We start from the raw sequence: 17,871 nt of genomic DNA on the forward strand, positions 1-17,871 counted from the left end.
CCTATAAAAGAATGGATACTGGTTTTTCTAAATATGCTTTGACAGTTGATAAAAATTCGGATGCCGGCGCCCCGTCCAGCACACGGTGGTCAAATGTCAGACTGAGTGGCAGGATCGTCCCTTTACATAATTCATTCCCATGATAAACAGGCATTTGATCCGCTTTGCCAACGCCAAGAATACCTGCTTCCGGCGGATTCAAAATCGGTGTAAAATGTTCCACACCATAGGCGCCTAGGTTAGTGATTGTAAAGGTAGAGCCTTCAATTTCATCGTGGAGAAGTTTGCCTTCACGTGCTTTTTTGCCATACGATTTGATGCTCTTCGCCAGCTCAATAAGTGAAAGTTTTTCCGCGTGCCGAATAACAGGCACTGCCAGACCGTGATCTAAAGCAGCAGCGATTCCAAGATGAACATACTCAAAAGTTTCGACTCTATCATGTTGATATTGACTGTTCATTGCAGGATGCTCTAGCAGGGAAAGAACCACTGCTTTGGCTACAAAATCGGTCATGGTTAATTTCATATCGTGTCGTGCTGCGGCTGTTTCGTTCAACTCAGACTGTAATGCTGTCAGCTTTGTCACATCCGCTTTCATCGTTATTGTTAATTGTGCACTTGTTTGCAGGCTCTCAATCATTCGCGAGGCAATGGTTTTCCGCATCATGCTGACTGGCTGATGCTTTGGTTCATTTTGTTGGTTTTCTTTTTCATCAGGAAGTGCCCGAAGCACATCCGCTTTCGTGATTCTCCCATCTGGACCTGTTCCCACTAGTGTATGAATATCCAGATTAGCGCTTTGAGCAATCTTACGTGCCACTGGGGAGATTTTCTTTCTCTCTTTCTTTTGTTTTGGCGGCAGGTCTTTTTCTTTCTTTTCCTCGACCTGTTCATTTCCTTCTCCGATATAGCAGATGACCGTGCCAGGCGGCACACCTTCTCCCTCAGGCACTTTTATATCCAATATGGTTCCTTCTGCAGGTGATTCGATCTCCATTTCAATTTTTTCAGAGTTGATGCTTGCAATGCTTTCCCCTTTATTTACGGTTTCTCCGACCTCTTTATTCCAGACAGATACCGTTCCTTCTTTCATTGACATGCCCAATTTCGGCATCACAACCTCGACAGCCATCTCCCTCTCTCCTTTCTTTAGTTCAAGATCTTGTCATGACTCTTTCCAACCATCTCTAATACGGTGTTCACAACCTTATCAGGTGTCGGCAAATAGATATCTTCAAGCGGTGGTGAAAACGGAACCGGTGTATGAGGAGCCGTCACTTTTTTGATTGGAGCGTCAAGTAAATCGAATCCTTTATCCGCAACCAGAGAAGAAATATCTGCGGCAATTCCGCACCTTGGATTTGCTTCATCTACAATGACAAGCCGATTTGTTTTTTCTACTGAAGTTAGAATGGCTTCTTCATCGAGCGGCGACAAGCTTCTTGGATCAATGACCTCTGCTTCAATTCCACGTGTAGCTAATTGCTCTGCCGCTTCGAGTGCTGTATGAACTTGTTTGCCTACCGCAAAAATGGTCACATCTGAGCCTTCTCTTTTCACCTCTGCTTTACCAAGCGGCAGCGTGTAGTATCGCTCTGGAACATCTCCTGTGATATTGTAAAGCGTTTTATCTTCAAAAAAGATGACAGGGTCCAGATCCTCGATGGCTGCCAGCAGCAATCCTTTGGCATCGTATGGTGAAGAAGGCACCACTACTTTCAATCCAGGGATGCTTGTAAATAGCGCATACAAGCTTTGCGAATGCTGAGCAGCTGCTCTAAAACCCGCCCCATGTGTCGTTCTGATCGTGATCGGTACCTCTGCTTTTCCGCCAAACATGTATCGGAATTTTGCTCCTTGATTCAGCACTTGGTCCAGACAGGTGCCGATAAAATCATTAAACATGAGTTCTGCAATTGGTCTTAGCCCTGTGGAAGCTGCTGCCATGGCCGCACCTACATAGCCAGCTTCACTAATCGGTGTGTCAAGAACTCGCTCACGTCCAAACTCCTGAACGATTCCTTTCGTTACACCAAGCACACCGCCCCATGCTTCATCATCCTGTAAGTGATCGACATGAGCACCTCCAGCAACATCTTCTCCCATTAAAATGACATCCTCGTCTCTTCTCATGGCAAGTTTAATCGCTTCATTTAATGCACTAGACATGCTGATTTCTCTTGTCATTTTCCTCTCCCCCTTTGATTTATTGATACGAAACATACACGTCGGTCAATAATTCGGTCTGATCTGGATATTCACTTTCTTCACTGAATGTAACGGCTTCATCTATCGCTTCTGCTACAGCCGCTTCAATCTTTGATAGCTCCCCATTCGTCAGCAGCTGCTGCTTGATTAATTCATTTTTAAAAAGAGCGATCGCATCTCTCTCTTCTTGGTGTTCTGTTTTTTCTTGATTGGTTTTGTAACGCTGGGCGTCTCCTTCGAAATGGCCATAATTCCGATATGTCATGCATTCAATCAATGTTGGACCTTCTCCATTTTTTGCTCGTTCAATTGCTTGTTCTGCGGCTTGATAAACGGCCATCACATCTTTTCCATCTACTTGAATCCCAGGAATGTCATAACCGGCCGCTCGATCCACGATTGATTTGCAGCTTGAAGCATAAGAAAATGGTGTCGCTTCCCCGTATCCATTGTTTTCTGCAATGAAAATGACGGGCAGTTTCCAGATGGCCGCGAGATTGATTCCTTCGTGGAAAGTCCCTTGATTGTTTGCACCATCTCCAAAAAAGCAAACGCTTACATTTTCTGTCTTTTTATATTTGGCTGTGAGGGCTGCCCCGCACGCAAGAGGAAAGCCGCCTCCAACAATTCCGTTGGCACCGAGCATTCCTTTATCAAAATCTGCAATGTGCATGGATCCGCCTTTGCCTTTACAGAGACCTGTGGCTTTCCCATAGATTTCTGCCATCATTCCTTTTAGATCACAGCCTTTCGCTATACAGTGGCCGTGGCCCCGGTGTGTACTTGTAATACTGTCTTTTTCATTCAGATGAGCACAGACTCCTACGGCAACAGCTTCTTCGCCAGCATAAAGATGGACAAACCCCGGCAAAATTCCTTTTGTAAAAAGCGTGTGCACCCGGTCTTCAAATTGGCGGATTTCCTGCATCTTTTGATACATCCATACGGCTTTTTCTTTACTCAATGCCATTTCCATTTAGTAAAACCTCCTATCCTTTTTTGCTTGCACTTCTATACAAGCAAAAATCGTGCCAACATGAAGACACATGAACACTTAGGTTTTGACCGAATCACACTGATGAAAAAAGAGACAAAATGAGACATGCGTCTCTTTTTGTCTCAATATGTCCACACATCAATTGGAACAAAAAAAAGCATCCCCGTAGAGGAATGCTTATCACAATGAATCGATTGTGCGCAGCCACTTTAATTTTCCTTTGCAGACGCCGCATACATAACGAGAGGTATCAAACCGTCTTTTCCTTATAAAAGACCGGCCGCATCCTGTGCAAATATATTCATGGCGTTTCCCCGCACGGCGCTTATTTTGTACGGTCTTTAGCGGTGTACAAAAACGCGGGGCTCCTACTTGCTTTAATAACGCTTTAAAATCACGGTCGCGATGCTGATAGCCCTTTCCTTCAAGATGCAGATGATAATGACACAGCTCATGCTTGATGATCCCGATTAGTTCTTCTCGTCCATGCTCCTCTAGATACCGACGGTTCAGTTCAATATTGTGAGTACCAAGTAAATATCGCCCGCCTGTCGTTTTTAACCGGTCATTAAAAACAGCCTGATGGCGGAATGTCTTGCCAAAGAACTGCTGGGAAATGTGCTCTGTTAACTGCTGTAATTCTCTCTCGTTCAATCAAGATCGTTCCTTTCTATAAAAACCTCGAACGGGACAATTTCCCCTAAGCATACATTGAAGGTACATCCACTGTTTCGATCAAAGGAGGAATGGGCGATGCCCAACTGGCTGAAAAATCAGATGCAGAAGGCATTTTATGAGAAAAATCATTATCAAATCAAATTGCTGAATCAATGCTGGTACTTCTATAGAAAAAAACATTCAGTCACATCAAGGCACACCCCATCCTAAGGTGCGCCTCGTTTTTTTGTTTACTCTGGTTTCAGCATGGTGAGGGCAACGCGGCCTTTTGCCTGGTCAACGGAGTCCACCCATACGGTCACAATGTCACCAACTGATACAACATCAAGCGGATGCTTCACAAAACGGTTGCTTAGCTTGGAAATATGCACAAGCCCATCCTGCTTTACGCCAATATCAACGAATGCACCGAAGTCTACAACGTTTCTCACCGTTCCTTGCAGCTCCATTCCTTGCTTCAAGTCTTCCAATTTCAACACATCTGTTTTGAGCAGCGGTTTTGGCACTTCATCCCGCGGATCACGCTCAGGTCTAGTCAGCTGATCAATGATATCTCGAAGTGTAATGGTCCCAATGTCAAGCTGCTGGGCTGCTTCGTCCAGTTTAACTTCAGCAATCTTCTCTTTTAACTGCTCTGTGCCAAGATCGTCTGGCGTCATGTTGATCATGCGTAAAAACTGTTTTGTTTCTTTATAGCTCTCAGGGTGAATACCTGTACGATCAAGCGGGTCTTGTCCATCTGTAATGCGAAGGAAACCGATACACTGCTCATATGTCTTAGCACCGAGCCTTGGAATATCCTTCAATTCTTTTCTGCTTGTGAATCTCCCAATCTCTTCGCGACGCTTGATGATATTCCCTGCAACGGCTTTTGAAAGGCCTGATACGTATTGCAGCAGCGCCTGTGAGGCTGTATTGACGTTCACACCGACTTGGTTGACGACTGTCTCAACAACGAAGGTTAACGAGCTGTTTAATTGCTTTTGACTCACGTCATGCTGGTATTGGCCCACACCGACAGACTTCGGATCAATTTTCACGAGCTCTGCTAAAGGATCTTGTAATCTTCTAGCGATTGAGATGGCGCTTCGTTCTTCGACTTGCAGATCTGGAAACTCTTCTCGTGCCAGCGCTGATGCGGAGTAAACACTTGCTCCTGCTTCATTCACGATCAAATAGGACACCGGCTGATCCAGCTCTTGAATCAAGTCTGCAATGAATTGTTCTGTCTCTCTTGAAGCTGTTCCGTTTCCAATCGCAATGACTTCGATGTTTGATGATTGAATGATCTCTTTCACTTTTTGTTTCGCTTCCGCTTTTTTCTGCACGGGCGGATGCGGATAAATGACGCCAATATGGTGGACTTTGCCTGTATCATCCACGACAGCTAATTTACAGCCTGTCCGAAATGCAGGGTCGACTCCAAGTACACGTTTCCCTTTCATCGGCGGCTGCAGCAGCAGTTTTCTTAAGTTTTCAGCAAAAATATGAATCGCTTGTTCCTCTGCTTTTTCTGTCAGCTCTTTTCGTATTTCTCGTTCGATGGAAGGCTGAATGAGGCGTTTATACGCATCATCGATTGCCGCTTCAATAAACGGTCTCGCAGTTGTCTGTTTGCCTTTTAGAACTTGTTTGTCGAGATAGAAGCGAATATTTTCAGCAGGTGGTTCGATGGCTGCCTTTAAAATGCCCTCTTTCTCCCCGCGGTTGACTGCTAGTACACGGTGAGGGACAATCTTTTTGATTGGCTCTTGATAATCGTAATACATTTCATAGACGTTTTTCTCATCGCTTTCGACGTCTTTTCCTGATGTGACCAGACTGCCCTTTTGGTACGTTTCACTGCGAATCCATTTTCTCATATCGGGATCATCTGCGAGCTGTTCAGCAATGATGTGCTGCGCACCCTCAAGTGCCTCTTCTACATTTGTTACTTCTTTTTCTTCGTTAATAAAAGCAGCTGCCTTCTTCTCGACCTGATCGCTTGGCAGCGTGAGTAAATATTCCGCCAGCGGCTCCAGCCCTTTTGCTTTGGCTACATTCGCCTTTGTTTTGCGCTTTTGTTTGAATGGCCTGTATAAATCTTCGACCTCTTGCAGTTTATGAGCCTGCTCAATTTTCTGTTTTAATTCATCGGTTAGTTTGTCTTGTTCAGCAATTAAGCGAATGACTTCTTCTTTTCGGTTCGTGACATTTTGGATATATGTATAGCGCTCTGAAATGGTTTGAATTTGCACCTCATCCAGTGAGCCTGTCTGCTCTTTCCGATAACGGGCAATAAACGGGACGGTGTTGCCATCCTCTAAGAGCTTGATCACACTTTCAATTTGTTTTGTTGAAAGCTTTAATTCTGTCGCAATTTGTTTCAATAAAAAGTCAGATGTCTTCATACTTTGCATCCTCTCACTGTGTCTTCTCTTTTAGTGTATCAAAAAAACCGGCAAAACAGAAAAAAGGTCAGCTATTTTACGTGAGCTGACCAAGTACATAGGTGAGATCGTCCTTTTTGTCTTGTGTGTATGTTTCAAGCTGTTTGGCGATGTCTTCAACTGAATGTCCATGCTTTAAACACATGCGCATGTTTGGCACATTCAGTCCGTCTGAATACATAATGAATATCGATCCTTTTTCGTAGGAATAGGTGTATGTTTTATATTTTCTAGGTTTCCCTGATAAGTATCCTGATGTCGGAAGTGGATAAATATAGTCGCCAGAAGGTGCATTCAAGATAAACCGAATATTGCCAACCGAACAATAGGTAAATTGCTGCTGGGAAAAATTCACCTTTAATATGGCCACAGTGGCCCCGCGTTTATTTTTCATAGCCTGATTGCATCTGTCGATGAGGGCCGCCACATCCTCATGTCCATATTCTTCGACAATTTCGCTGACTAAAGAAGATGATTCATTGGCGTACTGGCCGCTGCCTAATCCGTCTGCTACAGCACAAATTAGTTCTTCATCATCTGCTTTAATAAAAAAACTGTCCCCGCAGCATGGTTTTCCTTCTTTATTCGATTGATAGATAATGGCGTTTACATGCTCATGCTGTTCAATCTGTTTCATTACCCTAGCTCCATAGACGCATCTTCTGATAATGCATCTCGCAGTTTTTTCACTGCCTTCCGCTGAAGTCTCGATACATGCATTTGAGATATGCCAAGTAAATCGCCTGTCTCTTTCTGACTCTTATTTTGCAAGTAAGTCAGATTGATAATCTCTTTTTCTCTATCCGACAGCACATGAAGCACACTCTCAAGCATCATTTTTTGATTCACACGTTCGTAGCCCTCTTCCTGTGAGCCGACAACGTCTAAAATCGTCACAGTACTTCCTTCAGAATCAGCCTCTACGCCTTGGTCAACAGACAGCGCTTGATAGCTTTTGCCCATCTCCATGGTTTCAAGTACTTCTTCTTCTGTTACATCTAAGTATTCTGCAATTTCTTGGACTTTAGGTGATTTCTGTGTCTCTGTTGTCAAATGATCAACTGCCATTTTGATTCTTGGTCCAAGCTCTTTAATCCGCCTTGGTACATGGACACTCCATGTCTTATCTCGTAAAAAGCGTTTGATTTCCCCGATGATGGTTGGAATGGCAAAGGCTTCAAATGATTTACCGACGAGCGGGTCGTATCGTTTAATGGCGCCAAGTAAACCTATCATTCCAACTTGTCTAAGGTCCTCATGAAAGCTTTTTCCTTTAGAATATTTTTTCGCCAGCATATCAACCAAGTTTGTATAGCATTCGACCAGCGTGAGCTGCGCCTGCTCGTCTTGATTGGTTTGATAACTTTGGATGAGGCGGTCTACTTCATCTTTAGTTAGTTTCATAGTTTTGGATGGTTGTGTCATGGTCAACTCGCTCCCTGTTTAAAAACTTTGTCATCGCCACGGTAACTCCGGAGTTTGCTTGCACCTCGACTTCATCCATCAATGTTTGCATTAAGTATAAACCAAGACCTCCTTCTGCCAATTGATCCACCGTATGAGCAGATGTGTACGGTCCCAGGTCTTCCTGTTTTTGCTTAAAGTCAAAGCTACCGCCTTTGTCAGCGACAATGATTTCTAGACGATCCTCGTAGACAAGAAAGCGAACAGCCACCTCTCCATCTTCGCCGTCTTCACCTTTGTAGGCATGCTGAACTGCATTTGTACAGGCTTCACTGACGGCTATTTTTAAGTCTTCAATTTCTTCATAGACATATCCCATCCGGCTCGCTACGCCTGACAGAGTCAAACGAATGATGCCTACATATTCTGGTTTTGCCGGTATTTTCATCTCGATTCGATCTACTGATTCGTTCATTGTACCCCACCCTCTGACTTTGCAGAAATGTCAATGATGTCCTTTAATCCAGTGATTTCAAACAACCTTACAAGCCGTTCTGACAAGTTCTCAAGCTTTAATGTGCCACCTGCTTTTTGAGCCGCTTTAAACAGCCCAACGAATACACCTAAACCTGTACTATCCATATACGTAACATCCTTTAGACAGATTTCAAGATGCTCTCCCGCCTCAGCTTTAGGCATGAGCGTTTCTCTTAGCTCAGGAGCGGAGTACACATCAATTTCACCGCTGACACTGATTTTCGTTTTTTGATCTATTTGATGCTCTTTTACAGACATATTCATTATGCATTCACCTCGAAATTCTTGTTTCCTAAAGTTTTATATACCCGCATGTTCACTTTCTAAACCTTTCTTTTGAGAACAAGTAAAGTAAAGTCATCGTGCAACTGAAAATCCTGCAGTTTGAGTAAGCTGGCGTAGATGGCATCCACCATTTCTTGAGCTGAGTAGGATAGGTGCTCTGATATGAGTGTTTTGATGTCCTCCCTCTCTAAGAAACCATCCTCTGACTTGGATTCTGTGACCCCATCAGAGAATAAGATCACCATGTCTCCTGCATCCAAATGCTTCTCGTACTGTCTGTAGTCAAATTCTGGTGCGATCCCAAGGACAAGCCCTTTTGCGTCTAAATCGTAAAATGTGTTCTCTTTTTTGCAATAGAAAAAGCCCGGCTCATGACCAGCCGATGCGTATTTAAACTCATGCGTTTCTTTATTATAGCTGCCATAGAACATCGTGACAAACATACTTGGGTCTACGTTTTGCTCGACTACACGATTCAGGGTTTTCAGCACCTTTGTTGGGCCGCTCCCTGACTCTGGCAAGGAATCCATCGCATATTTAATCATCGACATACAGAGCGCAGCCGGGATTCCCTTTCCAATGACATCTGCGATCGCGATATTGATTGTATCGTGATCCGTTACAAAGTGGTAATAATCTCCACTCATCTGTTTTGCCGGTACACTAATTGCACCAATATCAAAGGTATCTCCTTCTGGAATTTTCGTTTCCAGAAGGGTTTGCTGAACATTTGCAGCAATTTCAATTTCAGATTTTATTTCTTGCTGGATGCCTCTGAGTGTTAAATGTTCTTGGTAGGCAAGTCCGTACCCAATCATGACTTCAATTAAGAAGTCTAGTGAATGAAAAACATCTTCCGGCAAATCAGGGTAAAGCTCCTGAATCACTTTTCGGTGAACACTCACTATTTCTTCAGGAGGTATTTGATGCTCAATGGTTTTACGGCTAAATTTTTGAGCTTGATAAAGCGATGTTTCAGTTAAATCACTGATATAACGACTGAGCAGCTGATGGTACCGCTGCTCCATTACCTCCTTAAAATCCATGGTTTCCCTCCTAGCGAAGCCACTTAACAGCTTGTATCTCCGTTCCTTGTTCTGGTGCAGAATCTAATTTAAATTCATCCATCAGCCGTCTGACGCCCGGAAGACCTGCTCCGAGTCCGCCTGATGTTGAAAATCCGTCTTCCATTACTTTACGTATATCCATGATACCCGGCCCCTCATCGGCTGCGATGACTTTGAGTCCACGCTTTCCGCGCTCCATCACTTCTTCTATACAAATCTGACCTTTACCAGCGTATAAATAGATGTTTCGAGCTAATTCTGAAATGGCCGTCGTAATTCTTGCTTGGTCAACTGTTCCAAATCCAAGTTCTTTTGCAACATTGCGCCCCAATTGTCTTGCTGCGACTATGTCCCATTCCGTCAATATTCTTACACAGGATTGGTCTTTCATATCTATTCCCCCAATTCCCGCTTCAGTGTCTCAAGCCCTTGTTCAAGATCTAGTGCTGTCTGAATTTCTTCAAGCGATATTCCAAGTTCAATCAGCGTCACAGCGACTGCCGGCTGTATTCCTGTTAATACAACTTTCGCCCCCATGAGCTTGGACATCGTGATCACATCACCTAATACCTTTGCAATAAAGGAATCAATCATGTCAACGGATGTGAGGTCAATGACAACACCGTTTGCTCCTGTTTCATGAATTTTATTCAGCAAGTCTTCTTGAAAGTGGAGAGCTGTTTGATCATCAAGCTCCCACTGTATCGAAATCAGAAGACAGTTATATAGTTTTAAGATTGGAATCTTCGGGTGATTTCTCACTGGGTTATCCCTCCAATGAAACAATTTTTCGATTTGTCATTTCCAAAGCAGTTTGAATTCCTTTTTGAAGGGTATTCTTTGTTGTAACTTGAGATAAATCAATTCCAAGGTTCACAATGGTTTGGGCTATTTCTGGACGAATACCGACAAGCAAGCACTTCGCACCTACTAATCTCACAGCCTCTGATGCTTGAATGATATGATGCGCTACCATTGTGTCAACGACAGGTACACCCGTAATATCAATTAAGACGACTTGTGAGCGATGTTTGACGACACCGTTGAGCAGATTCTCCATAATTTTTTTAGCACGTTCTGTGTCAATTGTTCCAACAAGCGGCATGACGGTAATGTGCTCAAATACTGGGATCAGCGGGGCAGAAAGTTCCTGCAGCGCGATTTTTTGAAGGTTGACTGTTTTCTCCCATGAGATGGAATACTGGTTTAAGATCTCGTTATGAATAGGTGTGATGAATCGATCAATTTGCCAGATGAGGTCATGACTTTCTTCTGTTGTATCTTTGTCATCGTTCATTTTGTGATATAAATGTGAACGGATTTCTGTTAGACCATTTGCCAGTAACTTAAGTGATATACCCATTTGAACAATTTTTAAAGCAAAAGTTTGCACTTTTTCTTCAAAATCTTCAGCATACCCTTCTGAAAGAGATGTAATGATTAATTGAACATATTCCGAACAGATGGTTTCATACATATTGTCGTTCAGCATCATGTCCGTTTCTTTTTCTCCGAGTCGTCTAAAAATGTCCGTCCACTCTTTTTGTAATTCCTCTCGATGCTCTCTTGCAAAAGCTAACACGATATGATTCGACATGTTTTACCCCCTACGTACATAAACAGCACTTCTTTTAGTCTTTCTTCATTATAACGTTAATAAAAATTGAACACAAAAAAAGTTGCTCCCAAGAGAGCAACCAAGTATCACCATATTAAAAATCAATAAGAGCCAAACTAACTTGTAAGGCTTCATCAACCTTCTCCATCATCTCATCATCAAGATGTGTGATTTTATCTGTCAATCTTTGTTTATCGATTGTACGAATCTGCTCCAAGAGAATGACAGAATCTCGTTCAAAGCCGTAGCGCTTTGCATCAATTTCGACGTGAGTCGGTAATTTCGCTTTTTGTATTTGGGCTGTTATGGCTGCAACGATAGCAGTCGGGCTGAAGCGATTTCCAATGTCATTTTGAATCACCAATACTGGGCGAACCCCGCCCTGCTCGGAGCCAACAACAGGAGATAAATCAGCAAAGTAAACATCACCGCGTTTAACAATCAAATGTTTAACCCCCGCTGACTAATCGCTCAACTGTATTCTCAGCCTCAAATTCTGCGTATTGTGCCTCTGAAGAGATATTCAGATTAATTTTCGCCATCTCCATGTAGCCGCGTCTCATCGATTCACGATTTTGTCGAATATTGCGTTCACGAATATACGTTTTTGTCGCTCGGTAGATCAATTCATTTCTTGTTACCTTATCCTGCTCTGCTACTCGTTCGATTTCAGACATCAAAGCCTCCGGTAGTCGAATCTTCATTTCGTTTGTTGCGCTGGATTCAGACAAAAAACATACACCTCCACAAAACTTACGGATACCGTTTCGATCCATTCCAAGACTAATCATACCATTATTCAATGCGCAAGCAAAGCTGTTTTTTCATGATTTCTTATTAGAACATGAAGCGGCTGTTCACCCGTAAATCAAAGATGATAATGGAGTTCCTCTTTCACATTATACGCTTTTTTCCGAAAATCATACGGTATTTCCAAAATCTCTAAAAAAGGGAGAATGTTTACCCCTTCTTTGTAGAATAAAAAGGAACGATGTCAGTTTGACGATCGTTCCTGTGAAAGCTGTTTAGAAAAAGCTTGCCCCGCCTTGAAGAAGCGGATTCCGCACATGCACCCTTTTGCCGTCCTCTATATAAACTCTTGGGACGCGGTGGCCAATGGAGCAAGTGACTTCATAGTTAATGGTTTCAAGCCTTTTGGCAATTTCATCGACTGATACCATTTCTTCACCTTGTCCACCAATCAAAACGACCGGCTCCCCTGCCGGAAGGTTCTCTTTCAGTTCAACCATGAATTGATCCATACATATCCTTCCGGCAATCTTCCGGCGCTTACCGCCAACAAGTACTTCCGTTCCTGCCAGCTTCCGGATCCACCCGTCTGCATAGCCGACTGGTACCGTACCGATCCATGTATCTTGATTAGCTGTATACGTCGCCCCATAGCTGACACTCTCACCCTTTTGAATGAGCTTCACATGGGCGAGTTTTGTATGAAGAGACATGGCTTCTTCCAGCTTGAAAGGAAGTTCATCTTTGATTTCCTCTGATGGTGACAGCCCGTACATACTGATGCCGAAGCGAACCATATTAAACAACACTTCTTTAAACCTCAAACCTGCTGCACTATTGGCACAATGAACGAGCAGCTTTTCCGTATGAAGCGGCTGAAGCAGGGTTTGAAAGGTGTCGACTTGCCGCTCAAAATAGTTCTCATCCTTTTCATCTGCTGTCGCAAAGTGAGTAAATACACCTTCCAGCTGTAAATAAGAATGCTCGCTGACAAGCTTCTTTACTTCATTCACTTCCTCTAACGTTTTCACACCTAAACGGTTCATTCCGCTGTCTATTTTTAAATGAAAACGAATGGGTTGTCCCATCTGCCCTTTCATCATATCGACGACTTCCCTCAGCCAGCTGGTGGAGTAAGCGGTCATGACCACATTGTATCGAACGGCGGTTTTGACATACTCCGGCGGCACAGCGCCGAGTACAAGAATCGGTGCTTTAATGCCTTGATTTCTTAAAGAAATGGCCTCATCTAAAAAGGCTACAGCTAACAAGTCTGCACCTGCTTTGAGGGCAGCTCTTGCCACTTCTATATCTCCATGTCCATATGCATTGGCTTTCACAACAGCCATCAATTGAACATTTTGACCGATATGATCTTTCATATGTGAAACATTGTGCTTGATTGCTGTTAAATTAATTTCTGCCCATGTGTCTCTATAAAAGGCATTTGTGTCCATCAGTCACACTTCCCTATTGAATGATTCAATCCCCTCATATGATACTAAAAATCAAGAATAATGTGAAACAAATCAAAGAAAATCAGCCCTTGCACAGGGCTGATATGTTGTTTTTTAAGGCTCTCGCCTATTTAGCTGACTGGCCTTCTACACTCTTTGCAACCATCAACAGCTCTTCCTTCGATAGATCACTTGAGGAAATTAAATAGTCAACTCCGTCAGATGTCCATGAGAGGGATTGATCTGTCAGAACCCCTACTGTCATGCCAAGATCGACCGGCTCGCCGTTCATCGTGACAGGCGTAGATGCTTCAGCTACTCTCGCTTTTTCCTGGATGAGTGTGAAGGATTTCTTGCCGCCGTAAGTAATCACATAACGCTTCCCAGCATCTGTCGTCATTTCTTTTTCTTCCATCTTCTTCACGCCTTCTGGCATATCAACTGGTGTTTTCACCGCAAAGCTGTCAGATGGGTCTGCACTTGTGGCAACATCCATTTGAGAGAGTGTCATGTTTTTCTTCTCATCAAATGCATCTTTGTCAAAGGATTTATTGAATTCAAAGTGAGAGAATTCCACTTTCACCATTGGCTTTTTGTCGCTATCCAGCACTTTCACACTGGCAGGCGCCATTGTTTTCTTATGAAAGGTAATCTCTTGGGTAGGCAGCATTTGGTTGTGCTGATAATTGGTCTTCGTTTCGAACACATACTTTGACTCTTTCGCTTTGAACTGAGCTGCACTGTCATTTTTAATGTCCTTCACAAGTGATTCGAATAAATAGACCTGACTGCTATTATTCGGCCAATCACTATGGAAACGGAAGCTCTTGTTCAATGAAGGTGTCAGCACAAACACACCATTGCCATTTCTTAAAATGACTTGACTCTGATCCTTTTTCGGATTTTCTAAATAGACACGGTAAAGCTCCGGCTTTTTGTACCAAATTTCTACCTGGTACTCCTGCGGGTCATTTCCTGTCTCAATGGTCATTTTTGCTTTGGCTTTGTATGATGTCATTTCCTCTGCCTTTTTGTTTAAATCTCCAACGATATCCTTCTGAGATTTTTGACCGCATGCGGAGAGAATCAGTACAAAAAGGATTCCCGTTACAAGCAAAACAAAGCTTTTTCTCACCCTTTTCAACCCCTTCGTTAATTGTGTTAAAAGGAAGAAACCGCTTGTTTGACTTTAACAGTACGCCTCAAGAGTTAACTGCGTACCGCGAACCATCAAAGCCTGTTAGCAACTCGCCCTTCCTTATCGCACTACCCAATATATGAAGGGGGGACAAACAATATGCAGACTAGCTTGACAACCTTTCAATTAAAACTTGTGCAGCAGCATATTCCTTTGTATGGGTTATCGACACATGGACCTGATCGCCCTCTGCTTTCTCGCTTTTGATGATGGGTTTCCCCTTATCGTCTTTTTGAATGTCTATGTCATGAAAGCTTAAATGCTGACCGATTCCCGTTCCGTATGCTTTAGCGAAGGCTTCCTTTGCCGCAAAGCGTCCTGCCAAAAATTCCAGCTGTCTTTTTTCACTGAGTGTAAGAAAGACGTCCTGTTCACTTAAAGTCAAAATTCGTTCCGGTAAACGGGGCTGTCTGCTGAGCACCCGCGAAAGACGGTCGATCTCTACAATATCAATGCCTATTCCTTTGATCATGAGGTACCTCCTATGATACTCGTACTAATTTGAGTGTTCGCTTCATAAACGTGTTACTATAAACTTACCATTATCTAGTCAAAAGGGGTTTGTTATGTTTATTCGAACGGAGAGCTTTCAACAATTTATTAGATCGTATCCAATCGTAACAGCGATCCTTGCTTTACAAATCGGCCTGTGGCTTATTTTTGCGGTTCCTATCCCTATTATACAGCTTGGACAGGATCATCTCGTCGGTTTCAATTATGGTGTAGCAGCTGGGGAATGGTGGCGTCTCGTCACACCTATTTTTCTGCACGGGAGTCTCACGCATATTTTATTCAATTCCATGTCCCTTTTCTTGTTCGCCCCAGCGCTTGAACATTTGCTTGGGAAGGTTCGATTTCTAATCATTTATCTCGGTGCAGGATTCATTGGCAATCTCGGAACCTATTGGGTGGAGCCTTTAGAGTATGTACATGTTGGCGCTTCTGGTGCGATCTTCGGTTTGTTTGGGGTTTATCTATACCTTGCCCTGTTTAAACCGCACATGATGGACCGCGGGAATTCACAAGTGATTTTAACGATTCTTGCTGTTTCTGTCATCATGACGTTCGTCAATTCGAACATCAATATCATGGCTCACTTATTTGGATTGATCGGCGGTATGATTCTAGCACCGATTACGCTGCTTTTCCATTCGAAAAAAAGACGCTATTAATCTCATAAAAAATGTCGATCACTCCTCAAGCAGGAGCTGATCGACATTTTTCGTTTAAGACGGTTGATTTTTTTCATACGAATACCAATCAAATACACGTGCCGCATCTTCTTCCTCAAGGTGATGCACACCAAAGGAATCAAGCAGCGCAGAGGATTTCACAAAGGTGTGAATACTGGCGACCCGGCCTTTCTTTTGGAAAAAAGATTGCGTCATCGTATAGTTTTGCATTCGTTTTCTCAAGACAATGCCAGTGGTCTTGCCAATGCCTCTTGATGTCATTTGAATCAATGAATCTTTGATTGTATATCCTGATTGTTTATAAGCTAAATAGCCAAAGAATAGAGCAAGCGGTAACGGAATGAGTCCCAAATATCCCCATGGCGGAAAGCGTACCGACAGGATGATACCTACAAGTAACGGCACAAAGCCATATGAGATCAGGTAGCGCTTGAGCGAACGTTTTGGCACTTTTTTCAGCTCTGTTTCTGGTGCTACATGATAATGATCGGTGAATTGTGACAGCAATTCATTTATTTTTTTCTTCCGAATGAGCGGAAATAAGACGGAAGAGGTTTCTTTCTCTGTAATCGAACCTCCCGCACTAACAAGCATCACCGTCGCAAAACCAAAAGGCTCACGGATCATATTCTCTTTGATTTTCACTGCTTGAATTCTCGCAAGTGGAATGGTCATTTGATGTCTCTCGATGAGCCCTCTTGTAATGATGATGTCATTCCCTTTTCGTTTTGCAGCAAAATTCGCATACTGAAGTGCTGTTACCCCGACACTCAGGATCCACGCGATCAATACGGCAAGAAATATCAAAATCGCATAGATTTCAACGCTCGCATGACTTAAAAAAGAGAACTGCTTGAAGAACCCGTCCAAAGGAAGAATTTCATCTATTTGCGTGTAGATGGCGAGACACCCGGATATAATGACTCCGATACCGCTTGAAGTGGTCGCAGCCAAAAGCAATTCTGGCACACCCATACGATAGGAGACATTGATTTCTTCCTGCACAGGTTTTTGCACAGTCAAATGGCCAGGCAGATCACCCGCTTCATCCGTCATTTCTTCTTCCTGCAAGCTTTTCTTCCGGTTGAAAATCGACTGCTTTAATTGTTCCGCTTCTGCTTTTGTAATCGCGGTCAGGCTCACTTCTGGACCATCCGTTCCGCCTGCCGTTTCGATTTGGACCCGTACTAAACCGAAAATCCGCTGAAAAATGCCTTCACTTGTATTAACCGTTTGAATTCGTTCTAACGAGATATATTTTTTCTTTTTCGTAATCACACCCGATTCCACACGAAATTCATCGTCTTCCATCCGGTAAGTGAATCGTCTCCATTCTAAAATGGTAAAAACGGCTTTCCATAAAAGAAGCACACCAAGAATGATAAATGCATAAAAGCGAATGCTCGAATTCGAGTTCACAAAAATCAACACGAAAAAAGGGATAATGAAGTTTTTGATCATGGATACAGCATCTGATATAAAATCAATGAACATCGAGATGGGATGTACACGTTTTGGTTCAGACATCATCTTCTGTCACCCTTGCTAAACGAGATATGTAATCACGAAGCTCATCTGCCTCTTCTAATTCTAGCGCCGGTATATCATGAACTGTGGCAGCAGTCGAAATTTGAACAGATGCCAAACGGTAGCGCCTTAAAAGCGGCCCTTGAGATGTATCAACATGCTGAACACGAACCATCGGCACAATTACACGTGTGACGCGAATGAGTCCATGCTGTATTTCAATTTCATTTTCGAATACTTCGTAGCGCCAGATGTGATGGCGGATTTTTGGTATGAGCCAAATGCCAAATATGACCTGTAAGACCCATAAACCAGAAAGGATCGCTCCAATCCAATATGGCCATTGAAAATAGTAGCTAGCAACAAATACCCCAATGATGATGAGTAAAAAAATCAATGAGATAATTCCATTTTGAAGACGCCATACCTTTAAACCATTTAAACTAATTTGACGTTGCGGCTGTTTTCTCACATTCTTCCCCCATTCTCATACTTTTCTATCAATATATTACGTAACAAAGCC

At 43.1% G+C, this 17,871-nt stretch carries 22 protein-coding genes; 2 read left to right on the forward strand and 20 right to left on the reverse strand.

The annotated features are described in order from the left end of the window. Position 1 precedes the first annotated feature (1 nt). The 4 genes from BA81_RS17320 to BA81_RS17335 form a co-directional block, all read right to left on the reverse strand. On the reverse strand, positions 2–1,132 hold the full coding sequence (locus BA81_RS17320) for a dihydrolipoamide acetyltransferase family protein (protein ID WP_034283936.1): 1,131 nt from the start codon (positions 1,130–1,132) through the stop codon (positions 2–4). Positions 1,133–1,149: 17 nt separating this feature from the next. Beyond that, a complete protein-coding gene (locus tag BA81_RS17325) occupies positions 1,150–2,187 on the reverse strand; it encodes an alpha-ketoacid dehydrogenase subunit beta (protein WP_034283938.1) in 1,038 nt (345 codons plus the stop codon). A 19-nt stretch (positions 2,188–2,206) separates the two neighbouring features. Beyond that, positions 2,207–3,184 (reverse strand): thiamine pyrophosphate-dependent dehydrogenase E1 component subunit alpha, encoded by a 978-nt coding sequence (locus BA81_RS17330; RefSeq protein ID WP_034283940.1) that lies wholly within the window; start codon positions 3,182–3,184, stop codon positions 2,207–2,209. A 201-nt stretch (positions 3,185–3,385) separates the two neighbouring features. Then, positions 3,386–3,859 (reverse strand): SprT family protein, encoded by a 474-nt coding sequence (locus tag BA81_RS17335; protein ID WP_024427381.1) that lies wholly within the window; start codon positions 3,857–3,859, stop codon positions 3,386–3,388. Positions 3,860–3,958: 99 nt separating this feature from the next. Between BA81_RS17335 and cmpA the strand changes: the two genes are divergently transcribed. Continuing rightward, positions 3,959–4,093, forward strand: coding sequence for a cortex morphogenetic protein CmpA (gene cmpA, locus BA81_RS19620; protein WP_008346893.1), 135 nt, complete (start codon positions 3,959–3,961; stop codon positions 4,091–4,093). 20 nt (positions 4,094–4,113) lie between these two features. On the opposite strand, the gene BA81_RS17340 is transcribed toward cmpA, so the two are convergent. The 14 genes from BA81_RS17340 to acpS form a co-directional block, all read right to left on the reverse strand. Next, positions 4,114–6,273: a Tex family protein gene (locus tag BA81_RS17340; protein ID WP_034283943.1), complete on the reverse strand. Its 2,160-nt coding sequence runs from the start codon at positions 6,271–6,273 to the stop codon at positions 4,114–4,116. 76 nt (positions 6,274–6,349) lie between these two features. Continuing rightward, positions 6,350–6,949, reverse strand: a complete 600-nt coding sequence (locus tag BA81_RS17345) for a PP2C family serine/threonine-protein phosphatase (protein ID WP_034283944.1) — start codon at positions 6,947–6,949, stop codon at positions 6,350–6,352. Continuing rightward, positions 6,949–7,737 (reverse strand): RNA polymerase sigma factor SigB, encoded by a 789-nt coding sequence (gene sigB, locus BA81_RS17350; RefSeq protein WP_024427378.1) that lies wholly within the window; start codon positions 7,735–7,737, stop codon positions 6,949–6,951. The genes BA81_RS17345 and sigB overlap by 1 nt, the downstream gene beginning before the upstream one ends. Next, positions 7,703–8,191, reverse strand: a complete 489-nt coding sequence (rsbW, locus tag BA81_RS17355; protein WP_034283945.1) for an anti-sigma B factor RsbW — start codon at positions 8,189–8,191, stop codon at positions 7,703–7,705. Before rsbW ends, sigB begins: the two co-directional genes overlap by 35 nt. Beyond that, a complete protein-coding gene (locus BA81_RS17360) occupies positions 8,188–8,517 on the reverse strand; it encodes an anti-sigma factor antagonist (protein WP_024425392.1) in 330 nt (109 codons plus the stop codon). The genes rsbW and BA81_RS17360 overlap by 4 nt, the downstream gene beginning before the upstream one ends. A gap of 59 nt (positions 8,518–8,576) precedes the next feature. Next, on the reverse strand, positions 8,577–9,584 hold the full coding sequence (locus BA81_RS17365) for a PP2C family protein-serine/threonine phosphatase (protein WP_034283946.1): 1,008 nt from the start codon (positions 9,582–9,584) through the stop codon (positions 8,577–8,579). Positions 9,585–9,594: 10 nt separating this feature from the next. Then, positions 9,595–9,996: an anti-sigma regulatory factor gene (locus tag BA81_RS17370; protein WP_024427376.1), complete on the reverse strand. Its 402-nt coding sequence runs from the start codon at positions 9,994–9,996 to the stop codon at positions 9,595–9,597. A gap of 2 nt (positions 9,997–9,998) precedes the next feature. After that, positions 9,999–10,367, reverse strand: a complete 369-nt coding sequence (gene rsbS, locus BA81_RS17375; protein WP_003214235.1) for an RsbT antagonist protein RsbS — start codon at positions 10,365–10,367, stop codon at positions 9,999–10,001. A gap of 4 nt (positions 10,368–10,371) precedes the next feature. Next, positions 10,372–11,202, reverse strand: coding sequence for an RsbT co-antagonist protein RsbRA (locus BA81_RS17380; protein WP_034283948.1), 831 nt, complete (start codon positions 11,200–11,202; stop codon positions 10,372–10,374). Positions 11,203–11,317: 115 nt separating this feature from the next. Further along, positions 11,318–11,668 (reverse strand): type II toxin-antitoxin system endoribonuclease NdoA, encoded by a 351-nt coding sequence (ndoA, locus tag BA81_RS17385; RefSeq protein WP_024425388.1) that lies wholly within the window; start codon positions 11,666–11,668, stop codon positions 11,318–11,320. Between the two features lie 4 nt (positions 11,669–11,672). Continuing rightward, a complete protein-coding gene (locus tag BA81_RS17390) occupies positions 11,673–11,954 on the reverse strand; it encodes a hypothetical protein (protein ID WP_003214273.1) in 282 nt (93 codons plus the stop codon). Positions 11,955–12,248: 294 nt separating this feature from the next. Further along, the gene (gene alr, locus BA81_RS17395; RefSeq protein WP_034283949.1) at positions 12,249–13,430 is read right to left on the reverse strand and encodes an alanine racemase; all 1,182 of its coding nucleotides are present in this window, start codon (positions 13,428–13,430) and stop codon (positions 12,249–12,251) included. A 127-nt stretch (positions 13,431–13,557) separates the two neighbouring features. Then, positions 13,558–14,574 (reverse strand): outer membrane lipoprotein-sorting protein, encoded by a 1,017-nt coding sequence (locus BA81_RS17400; protein ID WP_098677666.1) that lies wholly within the window; start codon positions 14,572–14,574, stop codon positions 13,558–13,560. 160 nt (positions 14,575–14,734) lie between these two features. After that, entirely contained in the window at positions 14,735–15,100 is a 366-nt protein-coding gene (gene acpS / locus BA81_RS17405) for a holo-ACP synthase (protein ID WP_034283952.1), read from the reverse strand. Between the two features lie 94 nt (positions 15,101–15,194). On the opposite strand from acpS, the gene BA81_RS17410 reads away from it, so the two are divergent. Next, positions 15,195–15,800, forward strand: a complete 606-nt coding sequence (locus BA81_RS17410; protein WP_034283954.1) for a rhomboid family intramembrane serine protease — start codon at positions 15,195–15,197, stop codon at positions 15,798–15,800. Positions 15,801–15,854: 54 nt separating this feature from the next. Here BA81_RS17410 and BA81_RS17415 read toward each other — a convergent pair whose 3' ends face one another. Both BA81_RS17415 and BA81_RS17420 read right to left on the reverse strand, forming a co-directional pair. After that, entirely contained in the window at positions 15,855–17,351 is a 1,497-nt protein-coding gene (locus tag BA81_RS17415) for a PH domain-containing protein (protein WP_034283955.1), read from the reverse strand. Then, positions 17,341–17,820: a PH domain-containing protein gene (locus BA81_RS17420; protein ID WP_024425383.1), complete on the reverse strand. Its 480-nt coding sequence runs from the start codon at positions 17,818–17,820 to the stop codon at positions 17,341–17,343. Before BA81_RS17420 ends, BA81_RS17415 begins: the two co-directional genes overlap by 11 nt. Between the last annotated feature and the right edge of the window lie 51 nt (positions 17,821–17,871).

The organism is Bacillus safensis FO-36b (genome assembly GCF_000691165.1).
GTDB classification, from domain to species: domain Bacteria; phylum Bacillota; class Bacilli; order Bacillales; family Bacillaceae; genus Bacillus; species Bacillus safensis.